The 26029-nt window shown below is 73.8% G+C and carries 29 protein-coding genes; 19 read left to right on the top strand and 10 right to left on the bottom strand.

Annotated elements, in window-relative coordinates; genetic code table 11:
- Window positions 1-7: 7 nt before the first annotated feature.
- From ACQPZ4_RS28085 to ACQPZ4_RS28050, 8 genes are all read left to right on the top strand, one after another.
- Entirely contained in the window at window positions 8-781 is a 774-nt protein-coding gene (locus ACQPZ4_RS28085; RefSeq protein ID WP_433041495.1) for an SDR family oxidoreductase, read from the top strand.
- A 147-nt stretch (window positions 782-928) separates the two neighbouring features.
- Complete coding sequence (locus tag ACQPZ4_RS28080) at window positions 929-1489, top strand: TetR/AcrR family transcriptional regulator (RefSeq protein WP_433041492.1); 561 nt, start codon at window positions 929-931, stop codon at window positions 1487-1489.
- 70 nt (window positions 1490-1559) lie between these two features.
- Window positions 1560-5645 (top strand): SpoIIE family protein phosphatase, encoded by a 4086-nt coding sequence (locus ACQPZ4_RS28075; RefSeq protein ID WP_433041489.1) that lies wholly within the window; start codon window positions 1560-1562, stop codon window positions 5643-5645.
- Complete coding sequence (locus ACQPZ4_RS28070) at window positions 5642-5959, top strand: STAS domain-containing protein (protein WP_433041486.1); 318 nt, start codon at window positions 5642-5644, stop codon at window positions 5957-5959. The genes ACQPZ4_RS28075 and ACQPZ4_RS28070 overlap by 4 nt, the downstream gene beginning before the upstream one ends.
- Entirely contained in the window at window positions 5956-7167 is a 1212-nt protein-coding gene (locus tag ACQPZ4_RS28065; RefSeq protein WP_433041483.1) for a PP2C family protein-serine/threonine phosphatase, read from the top strand. Before ACQPZ4_RS28070 ends, ACQPZ4_RS28065 begins: the two co-directional genes overlap by 4 nt.
- Window positions 7168-7199: 32 nt before the next feature.
- On the top strand, window positions 7200-8438 hold the full coding sequence (locus ACQPZ4_RS28060) for an SGNH/GDSL hydrolase family protein (protein WP_433041480.1): 1239 nt from the start codon (window positions 7200-7202) through the stop codon (window positions 8436-8438).
- A gap of 32 nt (window positions 8439-8470) precedes the next feature.
- Window positions 8471-9511, top strand: coding sequence for a YihY/virulence factor BrkB family protein (locus ACQPZ4_RS28055; RefSeq protein ID WP_433041477.1), 1041 nt, complete (start codon window positions 8471-8473; stop codon window positions 9509-9511).
- 21 nt (window positions 9512-9532) lie between these two features.
- Window positions 9533-10717, top strand: a complete 1185-nt coding sequence (locus ACQPZ4_RS28050; RefSeq protein WP_433041474.1) for a M20 metallopeptidase family protein — start codon at window positions 9533-9535, stop codon at window positions 10715-10717.
- On the opposite strand, the gene ACQPZ4_RS28045 is transcribed toward ACQPZ4_RS28050, so the two are convergent.
- Window positions 10714-10848 carry a hypothetical protein gene (locus tag ACQPZ4_RS28045; RefSeq protein WP_433041471.1) on the bottom strand — a complete coding sequence of 45 codons (135 nt, stop codon included), beginning with the start codon at window positions 10846-10848 and terminating at the stop codon, window positions 10714-10716. The two genes, ACQPZ4_RS28050 and ACQPZ4_RS28045, sit on opposite strands and share 4 nt — an antisense overlap.
- A 49-nt stretch (window positions 10849-10897) precedes the next feature.
- Window positions 10898-11278 carry an STAS domain-containing protein gene (locus ACQPZ4_RS28040; RefSeq protein WP_433041468.1) on the bottom strand — a complete coding sequence of 127 codons (381 nt, stop codon included), beginning with the start codon at window positions 11276-11278 and terminating at the stop codon, window positions 10898-10900.
- Between the two features lie 91 nt (window positions 11279-11369).
- On the opposite strand from ACQPZ4_RS28040, the gene ACQPZ4_RS28035 reads away from it, so the two are divergent.
- The 5 genes from ACQPZ4_RS28035 to ACQPZ4_RS28015 all read left to right on the top strand — a co-directional run bounded on the left by ACQPZ4_RS28035 (window position 11370) and on the right by ACQPZ4_RS28015 (window position 14320).
- On the top strand, window positions 11370-12581 hold the full coding sequence (locus ACQPZ4_RS28035; protein WP_433041465.1) for a PP2C family protein-serine/threonine phosphatase: 1212 nt from the start codon (window positions 11370-11372) through the stop codon (window positions 12579-12581).
- 83 nt (window positions 12582-12664) lie between these two features.
- Window positions 12665-13123, top strand: a complete 459-nt coding sequence (locus tag ACQPZ4_RS28030; RefSeq protein WP_433041462.1) for an ATP-binding protein — start codon at window positions 12665-12667, stop codon at window positions 13121-13123.
- Between the two features lie 72 nt (window positions 13124-13195).
- Window positions 13196-13606 (top strand): phage holin family protein, encoded by a 411-nt coding sequence (locus ACQPZ4_RS28025; protein ID WP_433041459.1) that lies wholly within the window; start codon window positions 13196-13198, stop codon window positions 13604-13606.
- Window positions 13603-14013 (top strand): DUF3618 domain-containing protein, encoded by a 411-nt coding sequence (locus ACQPZ4_RS28020; RefSeq protein WP_433041456.1) that lies wholly within the window; start codon window positions 13603-13605, stop codon window positions 14011-14013. Before ACQPZ4_RS28025 ends, ACQPZ4_RS28020 begins: the two co-directional genes overlap by 4 nt.
- Before the next feature lie 25 nt (window positions 14014-14038).
- The gene (locus ACQPZ4_RS28015; protein ID WP_433041453.1) at window positions 14039-14320 is read left to right on the top strand and encodes a hypothetical protein; all 282 of its coding nucleotides are present in this window, start codon (window positions 14039-14041) and stop codon (window positions 14318-14320) included.
- A gap of 73 nt (window positions 14321-14393) precedes the next feature.
- On the opposite strand, the gene ACQPZ4_RS28010 is transcribed toward ACQPZ4_RS28015, so the two are convergent.
- Window positions 14394-14897 carry a hypothetical protein gene (locus ACQPZ4_RS28010; protein ID WP_433041450.1) on the bottom strand — a complete coding sequence of 168 codons (504 nt, stop codon included), beginning with the start codon at window positions 14895-14897 and terminating at the stop codon, window positions 14394-14396.
- A gap of 92 nt (window positions 14898-14989) precedes the next feature.
- Window positions 14990-15988: a LacI family DNA-binding transcriptional regulator gene (locus ACQPZ4_RS28005; RefSeq protein ID WP_433041447.1), complete on the bottom strand. Its 999-nt coding sequence runs from the start codon at window positions 15986-15988 to the stop codon at window positions 14990-14992.
- Window positions 15989-16045: 57 nt separating this feature from the next.
- Between ACQPZ4_RS28005 and ACQPZ4_RS28000 the strand changes: the two genes are divergently transcribed.
- Entirely contained in the window at window positions 16046-16843 is a 798-nt protein-coding gene (locus ACQPZ4_RS28000) for a phytanoyl-CoA dioxygenase family protein (RefSeq protein ID WP_433041444.1), read from the top strand.
- Between the two features lie 41 nt (window positions 16844-16884).
- On the top strand, window positions 16885-18348 hold the full coding sequence (locus ACQPZ4_RS27995; protein ID WP_433041441.1) for an alpha-N-arabinofuranosidase: 1464 nt from the start codon (window positions 16885-16887) through the stop codon (window positions 18346-18348).
- On the opposite strand, the gene ACQPZ4_RS27990 is transcribed toward ACQPZ4_RS27995, so the two are convergent.
- Both ACQPZ4_RS27990 and ACQPZ4_RS27985 read right to left on the bottom strand, forming a co-directional pair.
- The gene (locus ACQPZ4_RS27990) at window positions 18326-18652 is read right to left on the bottom strand and encodes an STAS domain-containing protein (protein ID WP_433041438.1); all 327 of its coding nucleotides are present in this window, start codon (window positions 18650-18652) and stop codon (window positions 18326-18328) included. The two genes, ACQPZ4_RS27995 and ACQPZ4_RS27990, sit on opposite strands and share 23 nt — an antisense overlap.
- Window positions 18653-18756: 104 nt before the next feature.
- Entirely contained in the window at window positions 18757-20559 is a 1803-nt protein-coding gene (locus ACQPZ4_RS27985; protein WP_433041436.1) for an acyltransferase family protein, read from the bottom strand.
- A 100-nt stretch (window positions 20560-20659) separates the two neighbouring features.
- On the opposite strand from ACQPZ4_RS27985, the gene ACQPZ4_RS27980 reads away from it, so the two are divergent.
- Window positions 20660-20890 (top strand): CDGSH iron-sulfur domain-containing protein, encoded by a 231-nt coding sequence (locus tag ACQPZ4_RS27980; RefSeq protein WP_433041433.1) that lies wholly within the window; start codon window positions 20660-20662, stop codon window positions 20888-20890.
- On the opposite strand, the gene ACQPZ4_RS27975 is transcribed toward ACQPZ4_RS27980, so the two are convergent.
- The gene (locus ACQPZ4_RS27975; RefSeq protein ID WP_433041430.1) at window positions 20842-21873 is read right to left on the bottom strand and encodes an iron-containing redox enzyme family protein; all 1032 of its coding nucleotides are present in this window, start codon (window positions 21871-21873) and stop codon (window positions 20842-20844) included. The genes ACQPZ4_RS27980 and ACQPZ4_RS27975 overlap by 49 nt on opposite strands.
- Window positions 21874-21934: 61 nt before the next feature.
- Between ACQPZ4_RS27975 and ACQPZ4_RS27970 the strand changes: the two genes are divergently transcribed.
- A complete protein-coding gene (locus tag ACQPZ4_RS27970; RefSeq protein WP_433041427.1) occupies window positions 21935-23065 on the top strand; it encodes a carboxylate-amine ligase in 1131 nt (376 codons plus the stop codon).
- Here ACQPZ4_RS27970 and ACQPZ4_RS27965 read toward each other — a convergent pair.
- Window positions 23055-23723: a class I SAM-dependent methyltransferase gene (locus tag ACQPZ4_RS27965; protein ID WP_433041424.1), complete on the bottom strand. Its 669-nt coding sequence runs from the start codon at window positions 23721-23723 to the stop codon at window positions 23055-23057. The genes ACQPZ4_RS27970 and ACQPZ4_RS27965 overlap by 11 nt on opposite strands.
- Before the next feature lie 27 nt (window positions 23724-23750).
- On the bottom strand, window positions 23751-24227 hold the full coding sequence (locus ACQPZ4_RS27960; protein ID WP_433041421.1) for a TolB family protein: 477 nt from the start codon (window positions 24225-24227) through the stop codon (window positions 23751-23753).
- A gap of 118 nt (window positions 24228-24345) precedes the next feature.
- Between ACQPZ4_RS27960 and ACQPZ4_RS27955 the strand changes: the two genes are divergently transcribed.
- Entirely contained in the window at window positions 24346-24918 is a 573-nt protein-coding gene (locus tag ACQPZ4_RS27955) for a dihydrofolate reductase family protein (RefSeq protein ID WP_433041418.1), read from the top strand.
- Between the two features lie 17 nt (window positions 24919-24935).
- The gene (locus ACQPZ4_RS27950) at window positions 24936-25658 is read left to right on the top strand and encodes a class I SAM-dependent methyltransferase (protein ID WP_433041415.1); all 723 of its coding nucleotides are present in this window, start codon (window positions 24936-24938) and stop codon (window positions 25656-25658) included.
- Here ACQPZ4_RS27950 and ACQPZ4_RS27945 read toward each other — a convergent pair.
- On the bottom strand, window positions 25633-26016 hold the full coding sequence (locus ACQPZ4_RS27945) for a nuclear transport factor 2 family protein (protein ID WP_433041412.1): 384 nt from the start codon (window positions 26014-26016) through the stop codon (window positions 25633-25635). The two genes, ACQPZ4_RS27950 and ACQPZ4_RS27945, sit on opposite strands and share 26 nt — an antisense overlap.
- Between the last annotated feature and the right edge of the window lie 13 nt (window positions 26017-26029).

The raw sequence follows: 26029 nt of genomic DNA, 5'->3' as shown, positions 1-26029 counted from the left end.
GAACACCATGGATCTGGAGCTTCAGGATCGCGTCGCGATCGTTTGCGGGTCGACGGGCGGGCTCGGCCTCGCCGCGGCCCGCCGGCTCGCCGCCGAGGGCGCCCACGTCGTCGTCTCCGGGCGGCGCAAGGACCACCTCGACGCCATCGTGGCGGAGCTGCCCTCGGCGATCGGCATCCCCATCGACTACGCCGAGGAGCACGCGGCCGAGGTCCTCTACTCGTCCACCGTCGAGGCCTTCGGCCGGGCCGACATCGTCGTGCTCAACGGCCCCGGCCCGGCGCCCGTGCAGGCCCGCGACATCGCGGGCCCCGGTCTGCAGGCCGCCCTGCGCACCCTGGTCGAGTTCCCGATCGCGCTGGCCAACCTGGCCGCGCCCGGCATGGTGGCCCGCGGCTGGGGGCGCATCGTGCTCATCGGCTCGAGCGGCGTCGTCACCCCGATCCCGCGCCTGGCCACCTCGAACGTGGCCCGGGCGGCGGCCGCGGCCTACATCAAGACCCTGGCCGGCGAGCTGTCCGGCGCCGGCGTCACCGCGAACGTGGTGGTGCCCGGCCGGGTCGCCACGGACCGGGTCGCGGCCCTGGACGAGGCCCAGGCCGGGCGCGAGCAGGTGGACGTCGAGCAGGTCCGGGCGGCCTCGCGGGCGCGCATCCCGGCCGGCCGCTACGGGCTGCCGGAGGAGATGGCCGACCTGATCGCCTTCGTCTGCAGCGGCCGGGCCTCCTACGTCAGCGGCTCGGTCCTGCGCTGCGACGGCGGCATGATCCCGACCCTGTGAGACCCCGCGTCTGACGAAAGGGCCCGCCCGGCCCAGCGGCGCTGCGCTTCTGCGGGTGTCGGGGCGGGCACAGACAGTACCGGCGCGGCTTCTTGGCTCTTGAAACGCAACGCACCGGTGCGTTGTGTTGCGTGTAGACTCGCGACCGTGAGCGAGGGGAGCGCGCCGCGGCGGTCGGCCGAGATCTTCGATGCCACGCTGCGGCTGCTCGCCGAGCGGGGCTATGCGGGGCTCACCGTCGAGGGCGTCGCCGAGCGGTCCGGCGTGAACAAGACCACGATCTATCGCTGGTACCCCTCGAAGGCCGCCCTGCTCGGCGCGGCGCTGCTCGACGCGCCGGTGATGCGGATGGCGGCGCCGGACACCGGGACGCTGCACGGCGACCTGACCGCGGTGGTGGAGACCCTGGTCGCGCTGCTCACCGAGCCGCCGTCGGCCGCCGTGGCCGTCGCCGCGCTGGGGGCCGCCACCCAGAACCCGGAGCTGGCCGAGCACGCGCGGGCCTTCTTCGCCGACCGGCTCGCGGTCGAGCGGCCGATCTTCGAGCGGGCGGCGCAGCGCGGCGAACTGCCGCCCGGGGCCGACCCGATGCTCATCATGGACGCCCTCGCCGGGGCGGTGTGGGTGCGGGTCGTGCTGCGCCAGCTGCCGCTCGAGCCCGGGTACGCGGCCAAGCTCGCGACGATCCTGTGCGCCGGAGTCCCTTGATTGAATCGCGCCGCGAATGGGAAAGGGGGGAGCCGATCGATCAACGGTGCGAGCGCGAGAGGGGCGGCACATGCAGGACGGGAGGCATCCGGACGGGGTCGACGTCTTCGCCGCGGATGCCGAGGTCGGCCGGGACCTGGCCGCGGTGGACTGGGCGGCGACGCCGCTGGGCCCGCCGGGCGGGTGGCCGCAGAGCCTGCGCACCGCGGTGAGCATCCTGCTGGCGTCCCGGTTCCCGATGTGGATGGCGTGGGGCCCGGAGCTGACGTTCTTCTGCAACGCCGCGTACCGCCGCGACACCCTCGGCCGCAAATACCCCTGGGCGCTGGGCCGCTCGGCCAGCGAGGTCTGGGCCGAGATCTGGGGCGACATCGGGCCCCGGATCGAGTCGGTGCTGACCACCGGCACCGCGACCTGGGACGAGGCGCTGCTGCTGTTCCTGGAGCGGTCCGGGTACCGCGAGGAGACGTACCACACGTTCTCCTACAGCCCGCTCTACGACGACGGCGGCGCGGTCAGCGGCTTCCTGTGCGTGGTCAGCGAGGACACCGAGCGGGTCATCGGCGAGCGGCGCATGGCCACCCTGCGCGACCTCGGCTCCGACCCCAGCGTCGTGCGCACCGAGCAGGAGATGCTCAACTTCGCGGCCGAGCAGCTGGTGCGCAACGGGCGCGACCTGCCCTTCACGCTCACGTACCTGTTCGAGGACGGCGGCGCCCGCCTGGCCGCCGCCACGGGCCTGCCCGCCGGGCACCCGGCCGCGCCCGAGACGATCCGCCTCGGCGCCGCGCCGGCCCCGTGGCCGACCTCCGGCGGCCCCGCGCTGGTCGACATCGCTTCGGTCCCCGGGCTGCCGACCGGCGGCTGGGGCGAGCCGCCGACCCACGCCCTGCTGCTGCCGCTGCTGCGACAGGGCGCGTCCCCCTACGGCTTCCTGGTCGCGGGCCTCAACCGGTACCGGCTGCTCGACGAGGCCTACCGCGGCTTCCTGGAGCTCGCCGCCGGCCACGTCGCCACCGGCATCGGCAGCGCCCGCAGCTACCAGGCCCAACAGCGCCGGGCCGAGGAGCTCGCCGAGCTGGACCGGGCCAAGACCGCGTTCTTCTCCAACATCAGCCACGAGTTCCGCACCCCGCTGAGCCTGATCATGGGCCCGCTGCAGGAGCTGCGCGACCGGCTGCCGGCCGAGGACCGCGACGCCCGCGACGAGGTCGAGGTCATCCACCGCAACGGGCTGCGGCTGGGCAAGCTCGTCAACACCCTGCTGGACTTCTCCCGGATCGAGGCGGGCCGGATGCAGGCCCGCTACGAGCCGGTCGACCTGCCGGTGTTCACCGCCGAGCTGGCCAGCGTCTTCCGGGCCGCGATCGAGCGGGCCGGGCTGGCCTTCGACGTGGTCTGCCCGCCGCTGGAGCATCCCGTGTACCTCGACCGCGGCATGTGGGAGAAGATCGTCCTGAACCTGCTGTCCAACGCGCTGAAGTTCACGTTCGACGGTGGCATCCGCGTCGAGGTGGCGGCCGCCGGCGACCACGCGGTCGTGACCGTCGCCGACAGCGGGATCGGGGTGCCGGGCGAGGAGATGCCCCGGCTGTTCGAGCGCTTCCACCGCATCACCAACGCCCGGGCCCGCTCCAACGAGGGCAGCGGGATCGGCCTGGCCCTGGTCCAGGAGCTGGTCGGCCTGCACGGCGGGACCATCTCGGCGCGCAGCGCACCGGGCGAGGGCACCACGTTCACCATCCGGCTGCCGTTCGGCGCCGGGCACCTGCCGGCCGACCAGCTCGCCGAGGCCACCGGCAGCGACACCGCGACCGAGACCGCCGAGCCCTACGTCCGCGAGGCGTTCCGCTGGCTGCCCGGCGCCGAGGAGGACGGCACCGACTCCCCGCCCGTCGTGCCCGCCGCGGCCGCGGACGGCCCCCGGGCCCGGGTGCTGGTCGCCGACGACAACACCGACATGCGCGACTACCTGCGCCGGCTGCTGGCCGGGCGGTACGAGGTGACCACGGTCGCCGACGGCACCGCCGCGCTGGCCGCCGCCCGGGCCCAGCCGCCGGACCTCATCGTCAGCGACGTGATGATGCCCGGCGTGGACGGCCTGGCCCTGGTGGCGGCGCTGCGGGCCGACCCGCGCACCACCGGCGTGCCGGTCATGCTGCTCTCGGCCCGCGCCGGGCAGGAGGCGGCCGTCGAGGGCCTCTCCGCCGGCGCCGACGACTACCTGGTCAAGCCGTTCGAGGCGCAGGAGCTGCTGGCCCGGGTGCGGGCCAACGTCGACCTGGCCCGGCTGCGCAACCACCACGCCCGGTGGCGCGCGGCGCTGATCGACTCGCTGCAGGAGGGCTTCTTCGTCGCCGACGCGCAGGGCACGATCGTCGAGGTCAACGCCGCCTTCGCCGACCTGCTGGGCTACCCGGCCGACGGGGTGCCGTTCGCCGCGCCGCACCCGTGGTGGCCCGACGCGCAGGCCGACCCGGTCGCGTTCGAGGAGGTCATGGCCCAGTACCGGCAGGTCGTCGCGGGCCGCCACGGCACCATGGTGCTGCCGCTGCAGCACCGCGACGGGCACCGGCTGTGGGCGGCGGTGACCATCAACGCCGTGCACGACGACGCCGGGACCCAGATGCTCGTCGGCACGCTGCGCGACATCACCACCGAGCGCTCGGCCGCGCAGCGCGACACGGCGCTCAACGCGATGAACGAGCGCCTCGCCGACGCGCGCACCGTGCCCGAGGTGCTGCAGGTGGCGGCCGAGCAGCTGCGCCGGCAGTGGCACGCGGCCGGGGTCACGGCCCGCGCCGGCACCGTCAGCGCCACCGACGCCGCCGAGGGCGCGGAACCGCCGGTGGTCCTCAACGACCTGCTCGACCTCGGCGCCTCGCGGATCCTGATCGAGATGGGCGCGGGCGGGCGGCCGACGGGCGCCGGGACGAGCATCGACTCGCCGCTGGGCCCGGTCGCCATCCGGCTGGCGCTGGATCCGGCGCGCGGGTTCGGTACCGAGGACCAGACCTTGCTCTTGCTCCTGTGCGGTTCGGTGGCGCAGGCGGTGCACCGGGCCTATGCGTTCGACCAGGAGCGCGAGGTCGCGGTCACGCTGCAGCGCTCGATTCTCGGCCCGGTCGTGCTGCCGGCCGGGTTCGCGGTGCGCTACCAGCCCGCCACGCGTCCGCTGGAGGTCGGCGGCGACTGGTACGACGCCGTGGACCTGCCCGACGGCCGGATCGGCATCATGGTCGGCGACTGCGTCGGGCGGGGCCTGACCGCGGCGACCATCATGGGCCAGCTGCGCAGTGCCGCCCGCGCGCTGCTGCTGCAGGCGACCGGGCCGGGACAGGTGCTCACCGCGCTGGACCGCTTCGCCGCGCTGCTGCCGGGCGCGGTGTGCACGACCGCGTTCTGCGCGATCCTCGACCCCGAGGACGGCGGCCTGGTGTACGCGAGCGCCGGCCATCCGCCCGCGATCCTCACCCTGCCGGACGGCAGCAGCACGCTGCTGGAGGGCGGGCGCGGACTGCCGATCGGCGTGCCGCGCGGCGAGCAGCGCGAGGAGTCCACGACGAGTGTTCCGCCGCGCGCGATTCTGCTCGTGTACACCGACGGGCTGATCGAACGCCGCCGCCGCCCGCTCACCGTGGGCATCGAGCACGCCGCCGACGCCGTGCAGTCGCACCAGACGCTGCCGGTCGAGCAGCTGGCCGACCTGGTCATGCAGCAGCTCGTGGGCGAGGAGGCGAGCGACGACGTGGCGCTGCTGCTGTACCGGCACCCGGCGCCGCTGGAGCTGTCGTTCGAGGCCAAGAGCAGTGAGCTCGCCCCGACCCGGGCGGCGCTGCGGGGCTGGCTGGGCCGGGCCGGAGTCGGCACCCAGATGGCCCAGCAGGTGCTCGTCGCGGCCGGGGAGGCCTGCGCCAACGCGATCGAGCACGGCCACCACGACAGCCGCGGCTGGGTGCGGATGCTCGTCCGGGCGATGGGCTCCACGTTGTACCTCACCGTCACCGACAATGGCCAATGGCGGCCGGAGCGGCCGGTGCCCGACCCGAACCGCGGCCACGGCCTGAAGCTCATGCGGGCCCTCATGCAGCACGTCGATCTGCAGACCGGTGCCACCGGTACCACCGTCGAGATGTCCACGAGGATCACATCATGACCACGCCGCTGCACATCACCACCGGACACAGCGCCGAGGGCGCCGGGCAGCTCAGCGCCGTCGGGGAGATCGACCTCACCAACGCGCCGGAGTTCGCGGCCCGCCTGCTGGAGGTCGTCGGCGACGGCACGAACCGGGTCGTCGTCGACCTGACCGGGGTCGACTACCTCGACAGCGCCGGGCTGGCCACCCTGTTCCTGCACGCCGACAAGCTCGACATCCGCATCAGCCCGCTCAACCAGGCCCTGCTGACCTTCAGCGGCCTGGACCAGGTGGCCGCGGTCGAGGTCGTCGGGGAGGACGCCGACCGGTGAGCGACCGGCGCGACAGCCGCGAGCAGCTTCGGCGGCTGCAGCAGGTCACCGACGCCGCGCTGTCCAAGCTCGGCGTCGAGGACCTGCTGCAGGAGCTGCTGGTGCGCGCCCGCGAGCTGCTGCACGCCGACTCCGCGACCGTCATGCTGCTCGACCCGACCGGCACCGAGCTCATCGCCACCGCCGCCAGCGGCCTGGAGCGGGAGGTCAACCTGGGCATCCGGGTCCCGGTCGGGCGCGGCTTCGCCGGCGCCGTCGCCGCGCGCGGGCAGCCCGTGTCCATCGACCACGTCGACGCGACCACCGTGGTCAGCCCGGTCCTCATCGACGAGCACATCGCCTCCATGCTCGGCGTGCCGATGATCACCGCGGGGCAGCTCATCGGGGTGCTGTACGTCGGCGCCCGGACCCCGCGCCGGTTCACGCCCGGCGATGTCGAGCTGCTGCAGCTCGTCGCCGACCGGATCGCGCCGGCCACCCAGGCGCGCCTGCACAGCCTCGACCGCGCCACGGCGTACGCCCTGCAGCGCAGCCTGCTGCCGACGCGCCCGCCGGACATCGCGGGCCTGGAGCTCGCCGTGCGGTACGTGCCCGGCGCCCAGGTCGGCGTCGGCGGCGACTGGTACGACGTGTTCGAGCTGCCCTCCGGCATGATCGGCGTCGCGGTCGGCGACGTGGCCGGCAACGGGCTGCGGGCGGCCGTGGTGATGGGGCGGATCCGCTCGGCCCTGCGCGCGTACGCCCTCGAGACCGACGACCCGGCCGACGTCCTGACCCGCCTGGACTACAAGATCCAGCGGTTCGAGCCGGGCGCGATGGCCACGGCGATCTACGCGGTCATCGCCCCGTCGCTGGACAAGATCACCATGTCGACCGCCGGGCATCCGCCGCCGATGTTCGCGACCCGCGGAACGTCGGGCCGGTTGCTCACGGTGCGCGCGAACCTGCCGCTGGGCACGCACATGAGCCTGCCGCGGACCAACACCGAGGTCGCGCTGCCGCCGGGCGGGACGCTGCTGTTCTACACCGACGGGCTGGTCGAGCGGCGGGCCCGCTCGATCGGCGAGGGCCTGGACCGGCTGGCCGCCGCGGTGACGGCGAGCCACCCGGACGTGCTGTGCGCGACGGTGATGTCCACGATGCTCGACGACCGGCCGGCCCCGGACGACGTTGCCCTCCTCGCCCTGCGGCGTTCTGTCAACGATTGACAAATCATCGACCGTCGTCTTTGCTGATCGGCATGCATCGACGGGCGTTGGTTGTCCTGGTTCTCGTGGCGGCCGGGTTGTGCGCCGTGCCGCAGGCCGCCGCGGCGGCGACGCCGGTGCGGGTGCTGCCGCTCGGGGCGTCGATCACGTGGGGCACGGCGTCCACCGACGGCAACGGCTACCGCGAGGAGCTGCGCCGCCACCTCGCCGACGACGCCGGCATCGCGGTGGACTTCGTCGGGTCACAGCAGTCCGGCAACGGGCCCGACCGGGACAACGAGGGGCATCCGGGGTATCGGATCGACCAGGTGGCCGCCGGTACCGACGCGTGGGTCGCGGCCGCGAAGCCCGATGTGGTGCTGCTGAACGTGGGCACCAACGACATGATCCAGAACTACGACGTGGCGAACGCGCCGGCGCGGCTGAGCGCGCTCGTCGACCAGATCCTGCGCGACGCGCCCGCCGCCACCGTGCTCATGTCGACGCTCGTGCCGAACCGGGACGCGGCCGTGAACGCGCGTGCCGTGGCGTTCAACGCCAAGCTGCCGGCGATCGCGCAGAGCAAGGGCGCGCGGGTACGGCTGGTCGACTTCTATGCGCAGCTGAGCCTCGCCGACATCGGCGGCGACGGCATCCACCCGACCGACGACGGCTACTCGAAGCTGGCCAACCTGTGGTACTCCGCGCTGCAGCCCGTCCTCGGCGCCGGCCGCACCTGGCCGCTGTTCCGCACCGACTTCGGCGCCACCGTGCAGCAGCTCACGTGGACCGACACCGTCCAGGGTTCGCTCAACGTCGGCGGCTTCTGCTGCGGCAAAACCGGCATGGAGTCCGGCCGGCGCGCGGAGGTCGCGCACGGCGGGACGTACGCGCTCATGTACTCGGGCAACGACCTGAGCGCGGCCGGCTCGTACTCCTACAACCGGCTCTACAACGTGCACCTCGTGCTCACCGCGGGCACCACGCTCACGTACTGGATCTACCCGCAGTACGCGAACGGCGGCTACGTCGCGCTGGACCTGTTCCTCACCGACGGGCGCAGCCTGCGCGACTCCGGGGCCGTGGACCAGTACGGGGTGCGGGCGCATCCGCAGTACCAGGGGCAGGGTGGGCACCTGGTCGCCAACCAGTGGAACCAGGTCCGGGTCGACCTGACCCCGCTGGCGGGCGGCACCGTCGACCAGATCCGCATCGGCTACGACCAGCCCGCGAACACCGGCCTGTTCCGGGGCTACGTCGACGACATCGCGGTTGTCCGCCCTGCGGGGTGATTGGCCGCTCCAGCTGTGGGCATGGGTTCGGCATGTCCGACAACACCGAAGCGCGGGAAATGGGGCGCACGGCCGCCGACGATCCGCCGCAGGAGCCGAAGAAGCCGACCGCGGACGAGGGGCCGGACCGGCTCGGCGACCTGCCCAGGCACTCATACCTGCAGGTGCTCAAGCGCACCGTGAAGGAGTTCGGCGACGACAGCATCACGGTGTGGGCGGCGGCGCTGACGTACTACGGCGTGCTGTCCATCTTCCCCGGCGTCCTGTTGCTCGTCACCGTGCTGCGGCTGTTCGGGCGGGACACGGTCCAGCGCGTCATCGACAACATCGGCGACGTCGCCCCCGGCTCGACCGGCGCGATCCTCGGCGACGCCGCGCGGAACCTCCAGGAGGGCCAGCAGGCCACGGCCGGGCTGCTCGCCGTGGTCAGCATCGCCGGCGCGCTGTGGTCGGCCTCGGGCTACGTCGGCGCGTTCATGCAGGCCTCCAACGCCATCTACGACGTGCCCGAGGGCCGCCCGGTGTGGAAGACGCTGCCGATCCGCCTCGGCGTCACCGTCGTCACCGGCGTCCTGCTCACCGTCGCCGCGCTGCTGGTGGTCTTCACCGGCCCGGTCGCCGAGACCGCGGGCCGCTGGATCGGGGCCGGCGGGGCCGCCGTGACGACGTGGAACATCGTGAAGTGGCCGGTCCTCGTGGCGATCGTCGCGCTGCTGTTCGCGATCCTGTACTGGGCCTCGCCGAACGCCAAGCACGGCGGCTTCCGCTGGGTCAGCCCCGGCAGCCTGCTCGCGGTCGTGATCTGGCTCGTCGCCTCGGCCGGCTTCGGCTTCTACGTGGCCAACTTCGGCTCGTACAACAAGACCTACGGCAGCCTGGCCGCGATCATCGTGTTCCTCATCTGGCTGTGGATCAGCAACATCGCGATCCTGCTCGGCGCCGAGTTCGACGCGGAACTGCAGCGCAGCCGGGCGATCCAGGCCGGGCACGAGGAGGCGGACGAGCCGTACGTGGACCTGCGCGACGACCGCAAACTGCGCAAGTTCAAGAAGGACCCGCACCCGGCCCGATAGCCCTGGCCCACACTGGTGCCCGTGACGACATCGACGCGACTGGGTGCCGAGCTCATCGAGCTGCGGCGGGCCTTGCACCGCCGGCCGGAGATCGGGCTGGATCTGCCGCAGACGCAGGCGCGGGTCCTCGCCGCGCTCGACGGGCTGCCGCTCGAGGTCGCGACCGGGCGCGGCCTGTCGTCGGTGACCGCGGTGCTGCGCGGTGCGCGGCCCGGGCCGGTCGTGCTGCTCCGCGGCGACATGGACGCGCTGCCGGTGACGGAGCTCGCCGACGTGCCGTACACCTCGGAAATCCCGGGAGCCATGCACGCCTGCGGGCACGACCTGCACACGGCCGGCCTGGTCGGGGCCGCGCGGCTGCTCGCCGAGCGCCGCGGCGGGCTCGCCGGGGACGTGGTGTTCATGTTCCAGCCGGGCGAAGAGGGGTACGACGGCGCGGGCCTGATGATCGAGGAGGGGGTGCTGGAGGCGGCCGGCCGGCCCGTCGACGCCGCCTACGGGCTGCACGTGATGGCCGCCGATGTGCCCCGCGGGGTGGTCGCGGCGCGGCCCGGGCCGTTGATGTCCGCCGCGGCCGGGCTGTTCGTGCGCGTCATCGGGGCGGGCGGGCACGGTTCGGCCCCGCACGAGGCCGCCGATCCGATTCCGGCGGCGTGCGAGATGGTGACCGCGCTGCAGACGATGGTCGGGCGGCGGTTCAGCCCGTTCGAGCCGGTCGTGGTGACCGTCGGGGCGTTCCACGCGGGCACGCTGCGCAACATCATTCCGGACGAGGCGGTCTTCGAGGCGACGGTGCGCACGTTCAGCGCCGCGGCGGGGGAGCGCATCGCGCGCGAGTCGGTGCGGCTGTGCGAGGCGATTGCGGCCGCGCACGGGCTGGCGGCGGAGGTGCGGTTCATTCCGGAGTACCCGGTGACGGTCAACGACCCGCGCGAGTTCGACCTCGTCGCCGCGACGGCCCGGGACCTGTTCGGGGCCGAACGGTTCCGCGTCCTGGAGCATCCCGTTTCCGCGTCCGAGGACTTCAGCCGGGTGCTGGAGCGGGTGCCGGGCGCGTACTGCTTCCTGGGCGCCGCCGCGGCCGGCGAGCACCGGGGCCTGCCGGGCAACCACTCGCCGCGGGCCCGGTTCGACGACGGGGTGCTGCTGGACGGCGCCGCGCTGCTCGCGGAGCTCGCGGCGCGGCGCCTCGCCCGGCCGGACTAGACGTCGTCGGGGTCGCCGCCGGAACGCTCGACGTCGGCGCGCTGGTCGTCCTTGCCGACGGGGGTGCCGTCCTCGGCGTCGCGGTCTTCGTCTGCTTCCTGGTCGAGCACGACCGGGACGATCGGAACCATGGGGGGCTGGGCCGGAGTAGTCATGCCACTCGGGTACCCGTGACCGGGGTCAGGTATGCGTTGCCGCCGCCTCGGCGGTGCGGAAGACCGGCAGGATCCAGCTGAGGTTGGTGAGCTTCAGGACGTTGTCGACCATCGGCTGGACCGCGGCCAGGCGCAGCCAGCCGCCCGCGTCCAGCCGCGACGCCCGGGTGCGGACCAGCAGGTTCAGGGCGCTCGAGTCGCACATCGGGACCTCGGCGAGGTCCAGGACGACGCGCGGATGCTCGGCCGGGTCCAGGCCGGACAGGGCCTCGGTCAGCGGGGGCAGCGTGTCGAACAGCAGCCGGCCGGCGACGCGGACGACGAGCGGGTCGCCGTCGAGGAGTTGCACCGTGACCAGGTCGGCGGGGTTGCTGCCGGCAGGGTTGCCGATGAAGGAGGAGCGCACAGCTGTGAGCTTATCCGGGCCGGACCCCGCGCGGACGGGCCGGATGTGCGAGAGGGTGGAGGGTGTCGTACCGACGGTGGGGGGAAACCGCGTGAGCGCAGCCGACGATCCGTGGCCGTGGCGGGCCGCGCTGGCCGAGCTGCTGCGGCGCAACCGGCTCGCGCAGGCCGACGAGCTGGCCGACGAGGTGGCCGCGGCCGCCGCGCCGCTGGGCCTGGACGCCACGATCTACCTCGTCGACCAGGAGCAGCGGACCCTGCGACCGGTACCGCGGGCCGGTGCGGCCGGGCCCGAGCCGCTCGCCGTGCAGGACACCGTCGCCGGGCGGGTGTTCATGGCGGTGGAGCAGGCGGTGGACGGCAACCGGCTGTGGCTGCCGCTGCTGGACGGCAGCGAGCGCCTCGGCGTCCTCACGGTCGTGGCCGGCGCCGCCGAGCGGCTCGAGGACGCGGACTTCGTGGCCGGGTGCGAGCTGTTCGCGCATCTCGTCGGGCACCTGATCGCGACCAAGGTGCCCTACGGCGACGCGCTGCTCAAGGTGCGCCGGACCCGGCGCATGTCGGAGGCGTCGGAGCTGCTGTGGCGCCTGGTGCCGCCGCTGACGTTCGTGTCGCACCGGGCGGTCGTCTCGGCGGTGCTGGAGCCCTGCTACGAGGTCGGCGGGGACGGGTTCGACTACGCCTCCGACGAGTCCACGCTGTTCTTCGCGATTTTCGACACGGCCGGGCACGAGCTGCGGGCCGGGCTCGGGACGGCGGTCGTCATGTCGGCGATCCGGGCCGCCCGGCGCGCCGGCGACGGCCTCGAGGCGATGGCCCGTGCGGCCGACGAGGCCCTGGCGGCCTACCTGCCGGAGCTGCGCTTCACCACGGCGGTGCTGGCCGAGCTGGATCTCGAGGACGGGCGGCTGCGGTACGTCAACGCCGGCCACCCCTTCCCGCTCCTGCTGCGCGACGGCAAGGTCATCGGCGCCCTCGACGCCGGCCGCCGGATGCCGCTGGGCCTGGACGACTGGAACCAGCCCGCCGGCGAGGCGGTGCTGGAGCGGGGCGATCGCATCCTGCTGTACACCGACGGCATCACCGAGGCCCGTGGACGCGACGGGGCCCATTTCGGCGCCGACCGCCTGGCCGAGCTGGCCGAGCGCGACGCGGAACGGCTGCCCGCGCCGGAGACGCTGCGCCGGCTGTGCCATGCGGCGCTGGCCCGGTACGACGGCCCGCCGACCGACGACGCCACCCTGATGCTCGTCGAGTGGTCGTCCGACGCGGTCCGCGCCATGCTGCCCTCGGCCGCGCGCTGAGCGGTCCTCGTCCCGGTCCGTCGCGCCGCGGGCCGGGGGCCACCCGTGTGTGCGGCTTCGATATTCGGGTATCCCCTCAGTGCGTGGAACGAACGACCTGCCGGGGGAACCTGATGCACGACATCGACGGTGAGCATCGCGCCGGGCGGTCCGTGCGTTGGCGGCCCCGCAACGGCCGCGACGTCTCGGTCGCCGCGGCCGCGCGCGCCTGGGTGCTCGCCGCGCTGCCCCGCGTGCTGACCCGGCCGCCCCCGCCGCGCCTGTGCGACAACGTCGAGCTGCTGATCTCCGAGCTGACCGCCAACGCGCTGCAGCACGCGGGCGGGGTCGAGCACATCGACCTGTACTGCGACGAGCGCATGCTCGGCATCTCCGTGCACGACCAGCGGGCCGCGCCGGCCCTCGCCCGCCAGTCGCCGCCGCCGGACATGGACAGCGGCCGCGGCCTGCTGCTCGTCGAGGCCCTCGCCGCGCGGTGGGGCGTGACCGAGCACCCCGGCGACGGCAAGGACGTGTGGCTCGAGCTGGCCCTCGATCGGTAGATCTTGCGCATTCGGAAGTTTGATTGCCGAATGACAAGGGAATGGTGACGGCGATTCGAGGAGGTGGTCGCCGTGACCGAGACACACGATCCGGGGTCGACGGCCGAGCTGGTGCGGCGGGCGGCCGAGCAGATCTCGACGCTCGTGCGCGACGAGCTGGCGCTGGCCAAGGTCGAGCTGGTGGAGAAGGGCAAGCGGGCCGGGGTCGGCGGCGGGCTGTTCGGCGCGGCCGCGGTCCTGGCCTGGTTCGGCGTCGGGCTGCTGCTGACGCTGCTGGTGGTCCTGCTCGACCTGGTCTGGCCGCTGTGGCTCGCGGTCCTCGTCGTGCTGGTCGTGGTGTTCGCCGCGGCCGGGATCGCGGCGCTGCTGGGCAAGAAGGAGTTCCAGCAGGCCACCCCGCCGGTACCGCAGCAGGCGGTCGACGGCGTGAAGGCCGATGTCGACGCGGTGAAGACCGCGGTCCAGGAGGGACGACGGGCATGAGCGGCGACAGCACCCCCAAGGCACCGCAGGACCCCGGCGAGCTGCGCGCCGAGATCGCGCAGACCCGGTCCGAGCTGGCCGACACGGCCGAGCGGCTCGCGGCCAAGACCGACGTCAAGGCCCGCGCCAAGGAGGCGGCCGGCGACGCCAAGGCCCGCGCCAAGGAGGCGGCGGGCGACGCGAAGCAGGCCGCCGCCGACGCGGTCGACACCGCCAAGGAGCGCGTCAGCGCCGCGGCCGGCACCGTGGCCGACAAGGCCGGCAGCGCGGTGTCCTCGGTGCGCCGGACCGTTCGCGACACCGACTTCGCCGCCGAGGCGCGCAAGCCGCTGCCCTGGGCGGCGATCGCCGCGGGGCTGGCCGCCTTCGCCGCGATTCTGTACGCGGTTCGCCGCAAGCGGGGATGAACGACTCAACGAGGAGGAGAGCTGCATGCGTCTGCTGACTGTGGCCGCGGGAGTGGCCGTCGGCTATGTGCTCGGCACCCGGGCCGGGCGGGAGAAGTACGACCAGATCGTGGCCAGCACCGGCCGCCTGCGCGCCAACCCGACCGCCGGCCAGGCGGTCCAGACGGTGCAGGAGCTGTTCAGCTCGCCGGCGCCGGCTCCCGTGCCGGCCGTCACCGAGACGGCGGCCGCCACCGCGCCGAAGCCGCGCAAGCGGGCCGCCGCGAAGGTGACCGGCACCCCGGCCGACCTGGACAACACCGTCTGACCCCGAAGCGGGGACCCGCCTGAGAAGACGGCAACGCCCCCCGCGGACGGGAGGCGTTGCCGGGCCGGTCAGCTCACCAGGCGGACTTCGTCCACTGCTGGTTGTAGGCCGTCGTGTCGCACGTGGTCAGGTGCTCCTCGTAGTTCGACTTCGCCCACAGGCACAGGTGCTCGCCGCGCAGCGTCCACGCGCCCCAGCTCTTGTAGACGTAGTACGAGCCGACCGGGAAGACCTCCCACAGCTGGTTCGCGCCGGTGTTGCAGGCGATCGAGACCACCAGGGCGCCGTTGCCGCCGCCGTTGGTGTCGATGCAGCCCTTGTTGTAGTTGCTCTGGAACTTCACCAGGTCGTGGTTGTTCGGCGTCTTGGACCGCGGCTGGTACAGCCACTTGGTCTGGGTGTAGGAGCAGTCGGGCCGGATGAGCGCCTGGTTGAGGTAGCTCACCGCGGCGCAGCGGCCGTCGCTGCGGCTCTTGAGGCGGGCGTTGCTGTCCGCCGCGTTGGCCGCCGGGGCCAGCGCGAGAACGGCCACCACGCTGGCCAGCAGGGCGGCGACAGTCAGCCGGAAGACTCGCATGCAGGAACTCCTGTCCGTCGATGCATGGGCGGCCTTGATCAAAACAGCCGGGCACACGACGGGTAACCCCTCCAAACGATTCCGTACGACAACTAATTCGTGCTTTCCCGCACGATCAGCCGATGCGGTACGACCACCGAGCGCGCCGGTCCCGCCGCCTCGCCCGCGGCCAGCCGGGCGGCCAGGCACTGCAGGGCGGCCGCGGCGATCGCGGCCTTGTCGGGGGCGATCGTGGTCAGCGACGGCACGCTGAACCGGCCGTCCTCGATGTCGTCGAAGCCGGCCAGGGCCATGTCCTTCGGGATGCGCAGGCCGCGCGAGGCCGCCGCCCGCAGCGCGCCGAGGGCCAGCTGGTCGCTGAAGCAGAACACGGCGTCGAACGGGACGCCGGTGTTGAGCAGCCGCTCCATCGCCAGGGCCCCGTCGGCGCGGTGCAGGGCCTCGACCGGCTCCTCGAGCACGGGGTGGGTGACGACGGAGCGGAAGCCGCGGTACCGCTGCTCGGCGGTGCCGTTGGCCAGGTGCGGCTGCAGGCCGATGACGGCGATCCGGCGCCGGCCGGTGGCCAGCAGGTGCCGGGCCGCGTCGGCGGCCGCGGCGACGTTGTCGATGGCCACGCGGTCGAACAGGCCCGCCGCGTCCTGCTCGCCGAGCAGCACCACCGGCGCCCCGCCGGGGCGGCGCTGCAGCTCGGCCGGGCTGAGCGCCCACGGGCTGATCAGCAGCCCGTCGACGACCTGGCCGCCGGGGGCCCGCCCGCCGTCGAGCAGGCGCCGCTCGCGTTCGGGGTCGCCGTCGGTCTGCTCGACCAGCACCGTCCAGGAGCGCTCCTCGGCGGCCCGGGTGATCAGCGCGGCGAGCTCGCCGAAGTACGGCGAGGCGAGCTCCGGCAGCACGAGGCCGATCAGCCCGGAGCGCCCGCCGCGCAGGCTGCGCGCGGCGGCGTTCGGCCGGTACTGCAGCTCGTCGATGGCCCGCCGCACGCGCTCGCGGGTCTCCGGCGCGACGAGCGGGAAGTCGTTGACGACGTTCGACACGGTCCGGATCGACACCCCGGCCCGGGCCGCCACGTCCTTGAGGCTCGCACCCACGGACGAATCCTAGAGCATCGCTTGCAACGTTGCATGCCACGTTGCAAACTGGGCGGCATGCAGGCATACGACGAGATCTATCGAGACGGCATCACGGCGTGCAAGGGCGCGTTCACGGTCGCGTGGGCGGACGAGATGCGCGAGGACATGGAGACCGCCCTGGCCGACGCCCTCGCGCGGCCCGGCGGCGCGGTCGGGCGCGGGCCGGACCGCTACTACGTGGAGATCCACCCGGAGCAGCTGCGCGGCTTCGTCGACCTGGCCTCCCACCCCTGGGTCGTGGCGGTGTGCGAGGCCGTGCTCGGCAGCCGGTACCGAATCGTGGAACTGGGCTTCGACGTGCCCGGCCCGGGCGCGGTCGACCAGCCCTGGCACCGCGACTTCCCGATGCCCCCGGTGACCCGGGAGACCGGCAGGCTCAACTCGCTCGCCTTCAACCTCACGGGCGTGGACACCACCGAGGACATGGGCCCGTTCGAGATCGCGCCCGGCACCCAGTTCGACGACGAGCCGTCCTTCGAGCACGGCATGTTCCCGCCCAGGGAGCTCTACCCGCGCTACCTGGAGCGGGCGGTGCGCAAGTACCCGAAGCGCGGCGACATCTCGGCCCGCTCGGCGCTGACCATCCACCGGGGTACCACCAACCACTCCGACCTGTCCCGCCCCGTCCTGGTGCTCGGCGTCGACGGGCCCGGGGCCGGCAACGACGAGCGGCACGACATGGCGGTGACCCGCGACTACCACGCCGCCCTCCCGCCGGCCGTGCGCGACCACCTGGCCTGCGCCGTCGTCGACCACCTGGTCCCGATCACCCAGAAACACACCATCGAGGGCCTGGTGATGGGCGCGGCCTGAGCGCTTTCGCGCCGGGCCGGCGACGTTGTAGAACGGGCACCATGAACTCTGCACGCGTCGTGATCGATCCCGCGTTCCGCATCGGCGAGGCCGACCGGCGGCTGTTCGGCTCGTTCGTCGAGCACATGGGCCGCTGCGTGTACGGCGGCGTCTTCGAGCCCGGGCACCCCTCCGCCGACGCGCTGGGGCTGCGGGGCGACGTCCTGGAGCTGACGCGCGAGCTGGGGGTGAGCGTCGTGCGGTACCCGGGCGGGAATTTCGTCTCCGGGTATCGGTGGGAGGACGGCACCGGGCCCGTCGGGGATCGGCCGCGCCGGCTGGACCTGGCCTGGAAGACGATCGAGACCAACCGGTTCGGCCTGGACGAGTTCATGGTCTGGACCCGGGCGGCCGGCGTCGAGCCGATGCTGGCCGTCAACCTCGGCACCCGGGGCGTGCAGGAGGCCCTGGACCTGCTGGAGTACGCCAACCACCCCGGCGGCACCCACCTGTCCGACCTGCGCCGCAGGCACGGCGCCGAGCAGCCCTACGGGGTGAAGCTGTGGTGCCTGGGCAACGAGCTCGACGGGCCGTGGCAGGTCGGGCACAAGACCGCCGACGAGTACGGCCGGCTCGCCGCCGAGACCGCCCGCGCCATGAAGATGATCGACCCCGGGATCAGCCTCGTCGCCTGCGGCAGCTCGAACCGCGCCATGCCGACGTTCGGGTCCTGGGAGGCCACCGTCCTCGAGCACGCCTACGAGCACGTCGACTTCATCTCCGCGCACACCTACTACGATCCGTCCGACGGCGATCGGGCCAGCATCCTCGCCTCCGCCGCCGACATGGACGCGTTCATCGACGAGGTCGTGGCCACCGCCGACCACGTGGGCGCCAAGCTGCACAACCGCAAGAAGCTCAAGGTCTCCTTCGACGAGTGGAACGTGTGGTACCAGTCGCGGCTGCAGCACGACCTGGACCGCCGCGGCTGGGTCGAGGCGCCGGCGCTCATCGAGGACGACTACACCGGCACGGACGCCGTGGTCGTCGGCGACCTGCTCATCACCCTGCTGCGCCACGCCGACCGGGTCGGGGTCGCCTGCCAGGCCCAGCTGGTCAACGTCATCGCCCCGATCCGCACCGAGACCGGCGGGCGGGCCTGGCGGCAGAGCATCTTCCACCCGTTCGCCCTCACCGCCCGCCACGCCCGCGGCACCGTGCTGCGCACCGAGCCGGTGACGCCGTCGCACGAGACCGCGAAGTACGGCCGCGTCCCGACGCTGTCGACCGTCGCCGTGCACGACGAGGAGACCGGCGCGCTCGCCGTGTTCGCCGTGAACCGCGGCGAGGACCCCCTGGCCGTCGAGTTCGACCTGCGCGCCTTCCCGCAGCACACCGCCCTGGAACACCACACCCTCGACGGGCCGCCCCGCCGCCTCGACAACGCCGGCCGCACCACCGTCGAGCTGGCCGGCGCGTCCTGGAACCTCCTCAGGGGCAGCGCTACGGAGCCGGGCGGTTCGTGAGCACGTCGAGCAGCCCGACGATCTGCAGGACCTCCCGCACGATGCCCTCGGCGTTGGTCACCCGGAAGCGGACGCCGGCCGTGCGGGCCCGGTTGCGCCCGGCCAGCAACACGCCGACGCCGTACGCGTCGAGCAGGGTCACCTCGGCGAGGTCGACGGTCACGCGGCGCGTGCCGGGGCGGCCGAGGACGTCGGCGAGGGCGTCGAAGAGGCGGTTGCCCGAGTCGAGGTCGACGAGGCCCGAGACGGCGACCGCCGCCTCCTCGGCGCGGTGGTCGATGCGCACCGCGAACTCGTCGAGCAAGCCCCGCTCTCCCTCCGTGGTCCAGCGCTCTTGTGGTACCCAGGAGGCCTCGAATCTGATCGTCGCCCGTGCGGGGTCGCCGGTTCGGCTGACGGGTTCGCGTGTCATCCGGCCGCCAGTTCGGTGAGCTTCGGGGCCAGCCAGGGTGCGACCACCGCGCGGACGCCGTCGGGGGTGAGGTGCAGGCCGTCGCTGCGGACGCGGACGCCGGCGACCGTCCAGGCGAAGGTGCCGGACGGGCACAGCACGCGGTTCAGGTCGAGGACCGCCGGCCTGCTCGGGTGGGTCGCGGCCGCCTTGGCCAGCAATCGGTTCCAGGCGTCGACCCGGGCGGGGTCGTCCTCCGGCCACAGGCCGCCGTCGGGGCGTTCGTCGCGCCGGGTGTACGGGGCGGTCAGCAGGACGGTCCGCGCGCCGTGCCGGGCCGCGAGGTCCAGGGCGGTGCGGAGCTGGCCGGCGAGGTAGGCGTCGTAGTCCGGCTCGCCGACGTGGGTCCAGCGGCCGTCGAGTTCGCGGTCCATGAGCTCCCAGCGGTCGAGCAGGATCACCACCACGTCCGGGTCGTCGGCGGCGACCGAGCCGGCCCAGCGGGATTGCCACGTTGCACAGTACGGATAGTTGGTGTGCAATGCCCCTCCGTAGCGAATGTCGGGCAGGGTGGCGATGCCGCAGCCCTGCACCGCCTGGTTGCTGAGCGCGAAGCCGCCGGCGCCGGGCCAGTACGCGCCGAGGGTCCACGCCACCGAGTCGCCGACCACGGTCACCCTCGGCGGGCCCGGTCGCCGGTCGCGGTGGTGTGACGGCGACGGCGCGGGCGGCGCTACTTGTTCGGGTGAGACCCACGCGACCCGTTGCGGCGGGGCCTGGGGAGTGGCGGTCAGGGCCAGAGCGAGGATCGCGGCGGTGACGGTGATCGGGGCGGGGCGCAGGCGGCGGGCCGGTTGCTCCAGGACGTGGAAGCTCACGGCCGCGATCGTCAGGGTGGCGGCGACCCGGACCGCGAACAGCTGCCCGCCCGACAGGCCGGTGCGGTCGGCGTCGAGGATGGCGAACAGGGGCCAGTGCCAGAGGTACCCGCCGTACGAGATGCGGCCGAGCCGGCGCAGCGGCGCGACGGCGAGGAATGCCGGCGGTGCGGCGACCACGGCGGCCGCGGCGCACGCGACGACGAGGAAGCCTCCGCGGTACAACAGCGGCGTCTGGCCCTTGACGAGCACCATGGCGGCGGCGAGGACGGCGGCTCCCGCGAGTCCGACGCCGCGCGGCATGCGCGGTGCGGTGGCGAGGGCGCAGCCGACCAGCAGCGCGGCGGCGCGGGTGTCGCTGCCGAAGTACGCGCGGTCGGGCGCGGCGGGGTCGTAGAGCAGCCAGCACGCCGCCGTCGAGGCCGCCGCGCCGAGCAGGCAGACCGCGGGGAGCCACCGGCGCGGGTTCGGCAGCAGCAGCGCGAGCGGCCACAGGAGGTAGAACTGCTCCTCGATGCCCAGCGACCAGGTGTGCTGCAGCGGGGAGGCGGCGGCGGTCTGGGTGAAGTAGTCGCCGCCGCGCCAGGTCATGCGCCAGTTGGCCCAGTACGTCAGGGCCGAGACGGCGTCCAGGCGCAGCGGGCCCGGGTCCTGCTCCGGCAGCAGCCGCGGGCCGGCGAGCGCGACGAACGCGACGACGAGCACGAGCGCCGGCAGCAGGCGGCGGGCGCGGCGGCCCCAGAACGCGCCGAGGCGGATGCGGCCGGTCGACTCGCGCTCGTGCAGCAGCAGCGCGGTGATGAGGTAGCCGGAGAGGACGAAGAACAGGTCGACGCCGAGGAAGCCGCCCGGCAGCCACGCCGGCATCCCGTGCGCGACCAGCACCCCGCCCAGCGCGACCGCGCGGAGACCGTCCAGCGACGGCTGGTAGCGCAACGACACGCGCCGCGGCTACCCGGGCGCCCTGCGCGCAACCGTTTGACCGCGGGTGACGCGGCCATCGACACCGTTTGGCCGCGGGTCACGCGGGCATCCGGTCGGCATGGATCACGCTGCCTCCGTCACCCCCTGCGAGGACGGCCCGCTGCTGCTGCGCGGCGACTTCACCCTCATGACCCAGGACGGGGAGGTCATCGACCCGGGGCGGCGGACGGTCGCGCTGTGCCGCTGCGGGCGCTCGGCGATCAAGCCGTTCTGCGACGGTACCCACAAGGCCGTCGGTTTTCAGGCCCCCAGCGCACCGGCGAGCGCGCGCCCGCTCGACTCCGCCTGATCGCGCAGGGAGCTCCTGCCCGCCGCCCACCGGTCGAGCAGGTGGGCGGCGAAGCGCGCGTCGAGCGCGAGCCCGCACGCGGCGCCCCACAGGACGAGTGCGGACTGTTCCGGAGGGGCTTCCGCGCAGTACGCGCCGCAGAGGTCGTGCGCGGCCACCTGCTCGTGCACCGCGTCCGCCTCGACGTGCTCGTCGTAGAACCGCGTCGCGTCCGGGCCGAACCCGAGCCGGCGCAGCCCGTTGCCGTAGCGGCGGTTGGGCAAAGACGAGGTCATCTCGTAGATGGCGAGATGCCCCAGGATCGCGCCCAGCAGGCGGCGGTTGAGGCCGAACAGCGACATGAGGTTGTTGACGGCCAGCGTGACGGCCGGTGCGTCCGGCACGTAGGCGCCGTAGGAGTCGTCGAGCTCCAGCTCGCGCATCGTGGCCCGGAACAGCTCGGCGTGCATCCGCTCGGTGCGGCCGCCGCCGTACTCGTCGGCCTGGATCTCGACCAGGGCCGCCTTCGCGCGCCCGCCCAGCCGCGGGATCGCCCACGTGTGCGGGTCGGCCTCGCGCTGGTGGTACACGGAGCGGTGCATGACGAACTCCCGGAACTGCGCGAGGGTGGCCCGCCCGGTGAGGTACTTCGACAGCGGCGGCCCGTCGCCGGCCGCCATGACCGCGGAGAGCGCGTGCGGCACCTCGGCGGCGGGCACCGCGTCCGGCATCGGGACGAGGTCGCGCAGGGCGGCCTCGAAGCGGCGCTCGGCCGTCTGGTGCAGCGCCAGCCGCGACGGCTGCCACTCCCAGCCGTCGTCGACCCCGTCGAAGCCGCGGTAGTGCAGCTCGTACCCGATGTGCAGGGTCAGCTGGAGGTCCTCGTCGGCGAGGGGGTCACCCGCGGCGGTGACGGCCGGTTGCAGCATCAGGTGGCACGGGGGACCGGCGAGCGCGTCGACGAGGGTGGCCGACATCGGCCCGCGTGGCTGGGGAAGCTCCATAGGGTGACCTCTGCCCGGCCAAACTTCGGTTAAGCATGAGATTTCGGGGAAGACGCAGCGCATGACGTCCACCGCCCTGCATCCGGCCGAGATCGCGCGCTCGGTGTCCCGCCTGCACCTGACGGTCGGCGTCGAGGAGGAGTTCCTGCTGCTCGACCCGCGGACGTGGCAGAACGCGCCGCGCGCGGACGCCGCCCGCGAGCAGCTCCCCGCCGCCATGCGCGAGCGCAGCCAGGTCGAGTTCCGGCGCAGCATGATGGAGATGGTCAGCCCGGTCTGCACGGACCTGCCCCAGTTGCACGACGCGCTGCGCGAGAACCGCGCCGCCGCCGGTGCGGCCGCCGAGTCCGTGGGCGCCCGCCTGGTCGCGGTGGGCGCGACCCCGATCGGCGAGCCGGACCTGGAGGTCGTCGACACCCCGCGGTACCACGCGATCGCCCGCCACTACGGCCCGATCGCCCACGATCCGGCCCTGTGCGGCTTCCACGTCCACGTCGGCGTCCCGGACCGCGAGCTGGCGATCCAGGTCTGCACCGCGATCCGCCCCTGGCTGCCGGTGGTGCAGGCGCTGACCGCCAACTCACCGTGGCACGCCGGCACCGACTCCGGCCACGCGAGCTGGCGCGGGATCGCCCTGGAGCGCTGGCCGAGCCTGGGCCCGTCGCCGTACCTGCGCTCCTCGGCGGAGTACGAGCGGGTGGTGGCCGAGCTGGTCGCGACGGGCGTGATGCTGGACGCGACGATGGTGCTGTGGTGGGCCCGGCCGTCGTCGCGCTACCCGACGGTCGAGGTCCGGGTGGCCGACGTCTGCCCGACGGCGGCCGAGACCGTCGTCATGGCGGGCCTCGTGCGCGCCCTGGTGGCCACGGCGATCGCCGACATCGCGGCGGGCCGGGAGGCTTTGCAGCCACCGGAGCACCTGCTGCGCGCGGCGCATTGGAACGCGGCCCACTCGGGCATGAGCGGCACCCTGATCGACCTGCGCACGCACGAGGCGCGGCCGGCCTGGGACCTGGTGGAGGACCTGATCGAGCTGGTGCACGACGCCCTGGACCGCCACGGCGACCGGGTCCGCGTCGTGCTGGGCCTGGGCCGCCTGCGCGAACACGGCACCGGCGCGGAGCGTCAGCGCCGCAACGGCACCGTCGCCGACGCGATGCTGTCCGTGAGCCGGGCCACCGTCACGAACTGACGCCCGCCGCCGGGCGCCGGCCGACGGCGATGCCGCCGCGGACCAGGCGGCGTTCGAAGCGGTACGGGGTCTCGCGTTCCCACTGGCGTACGGTGCGCTCCTCGCCGCGCCGGGCGATGTCGTCGAGGATGACGATCGCGTCCGGGGCGAGGGCCTCGGCGAAGTGGGGGAGCGCCGGGTAGCGGGCGCCGGGGTGCTCGTAGGCGGGCGGGCCGTCGACGAGCAGCAGGCCGATCGGTTCGCGCAGCAGGAGGTCGATCGCGCGGCGGTCGTACCAGCCGTCGTGGGCGAGGGGTGCGTGCACGACGGTGGCGGTGCCGGCGAGTCCTTCGCGGTCGAGCGCCGCGCGGAGGAGGTTCGCCCACCGCGGGTCGTGCTCGACTGTCCACATGCGACCGCCGCGGCGGTGCAGGAGGCGGGCGAGGTAGAAGGTGGAGACGCCGCCGCCGAGTTCGACGACGTGGCGGACGTCGTGGATGTAGACCTCGGCGAGCACGCCGGCGATCCCGCTCGGCCGCATCGCCATCGGCGACCACGGCACGTAGTCGGCGGACAGCGGGGCCAGGCTCTGCATCGCGAGGACGTCCATCCGGTGCCCGGCGATCGGGCCGACGGTCCGTCGCGCGAGGCGGCCCACAGGACCGGACATCAGGTGCATTTCGTTACGGTACCGCCGGTTGGTCGATCAGCCCATGATGTAGCCGACCTGGGGCGCGTCCTGGCTCACGCAGGCGGTGGGGGCGAGGACCTCGGAGGTGTCGCCGCCGTTGGTGCCGGTGCGGAAGGTGCCGGGGGCGCCGGTGCAGGAGGTGGCGGTGTAGGTCAGGCGCACGCCGCTGGCGTCCCAGGCCGGGGCGCTGCCGGTGCGGTCGCTGACCTGGTGCTGGCCGCTGCCGTCGAGGTTCATGACCCAGACGGTGTCGTTGTGGACGTAGGCGATCTGGGTGGCGTCCGGGGACAGGGCCGGCTGCTTGTTGACGTCGTCGCTGGTGAGGCGGGTGGTGTGGCCGGCCTGCTTGACGTAGACGGCGCCGTGGCTGGCGTAGACGCTCGGGGTGGCGGCGGCCTGCGCGGCGGTGCCCCCGGCGAGGGCGGCGATCCCGGCGGCGGCGGTCAGCCCGGCGAGAACCAGCGTGCGCTTGATGGTGGTGTTCGTGGTCATCCCTGCCCCCAGTGTGTGCGTCGCTTCCGTGTGACGCTGAGACCATCGGCGCAACCGTCCGGCACCTGAACAAAACCCTCCCCGAAATCCGATGAATCCGCGGGCGCCCGCTCGTCACATGGGCATGAACCACGACATCGAGCCGCAGACGGCGGCGGGCAAGGTCCTCTGGCACTTCTCCATGTCGCTGGACGGGTACGTGGCCGGGCCCAACCACGAGATGGACTGGCTGGACACCGGCATCGCGACCCGGCCCGGCCTGGTCGGCGAGTACGTGCGGACCACGGGCGCCGTGCTGGGCGGGCGCGCGGGCTGGGACGCGATGGTGGGCGAGGCCCGGCCGTACGGCGGCGCCTGGCAGGGGCCCATCTTCGTGCTCACCCACCACCCCGAGGACGCCACCCCGGCCGCGGACGTCACGTTCCTCAGCTGCGACGTGGCCGAGGCGGTGCGGATCGCGCTCAAGGCCGCCGACGGCAAGAACGTCGAGGTGCTGTCCCCGACCATCGGCGCGCAGCTGCTCGAACGCGGCCTGATCGACGAGATCGACCTGCACATCGTGCCGGTGCTGCTCGGCCACGGCCGCCGGCTGCTCGACGCCCCCGGCATCGCCCCGATCCGGCTGCACCCGGCCCGCGACGGCGCCCCGCGCGCGGCGGTCAGTGTCCGGTACCGCCCCGAGCGCCCCTGACCCAGTACCGTGCACCGATGGACTACGACGCCGAGCTCGGCCGGTACGACGCGCTGCTGCGGGCGGCCTGGGGCGTGCGGCCCGGCGACCGCGTCCTCGACGTCGGCTGCGGCGGCGGCCGGACCACCCGCGAGGCCGCTCGGCTCGCCGGCCCGGACGGCAGCGCGCTCGGCGTCGACGTGTCCGCGGCGGCCATCCAGCGGGCCGAGACCACCGGCAGCGCCGCGTTCCTGCGCGCCGACGCGCAGACCCACGCGTTTCCCGGCGGCGGGTTCGACCTGGTGATCAGCCGGTTCGGCACGATGTTCTTCGCCGACCCGGGCGCCGCGTTCGCCAACCTCCGGCGGGCGCTGCGCCCGGGCGGGCGGCTGGTGATGGTGGTCTGGCAGGCCGCCGGGCGCAACGAGTGGGACCGCGTCATCCGCGCCGCGCTCGGCGCAACGGCGGACGGCGGGCCGGACCCGTTCTCGCTCGGCGACCCGGCGGCGGTCGAGGAACTGCTGCGGACAACGGGGTTCGGCGACATCGCCGTCGAGGAGGTCGCCGAACCCGTGTACTACGGCGCCGATGCCGACGCCGCGCTCGACTGGGTGCGCCGGTTCGCCTGCACCGCCCCGTTCCTCGGCGACGAGCGGGCGATGCAACGGCTGCGGGAAGCACTCGCGGCCCACGAAACCGGGCGCGGGGTCTGGCTCGGGGCCCGGGCCTGGCTGGTCAGCGCGCGGGTTCCCACCACCTGAGGTTGGCCTCGACCTGGGCCAGCGGCTCGATGATCTCGTTGCCCTCGACGATCAGGCCGTCCGCGAAGCGCCACAGTTCGATGACCGCGATCGCCGGGCCGCCGGGCAGGCGGCGCACGGTGTGGACGACGACGTGGTCGCCCGCCGGCAGGAGGTGGCGGATCTCGACCTCCATCGCGGTGAGCCGGGTCTGGGCCGCGCGCACGGAGTCCAGCCATTCGGCCTTCGACGCGTCGTGCCCGCCCGGCCGGCGGTGGACGAAGTCCGGGTGCAGGAACGTGCCGAGGGTGTCGACGTCGCCGGTCTCCAGGAAGCCGGACATGGCTCGCTGCACGGTCGCGGTGTGCTCGTTCGTCATGTGGGGCAGTGTT

The sequence above is a fragment of the Dactylosporangium sp. CS-033363 genome, assembly GCF_050942475.1.
Taxonomy (GTDB): domain Bacteria; phylum Actinomycetota; class Actinomycetes; order Mycobacteriales; family Micromonosporaceae; genus Dactylosporangium.
This window is presented reverse-complemented; position numbering and strand designations above follow the sequence as displayed.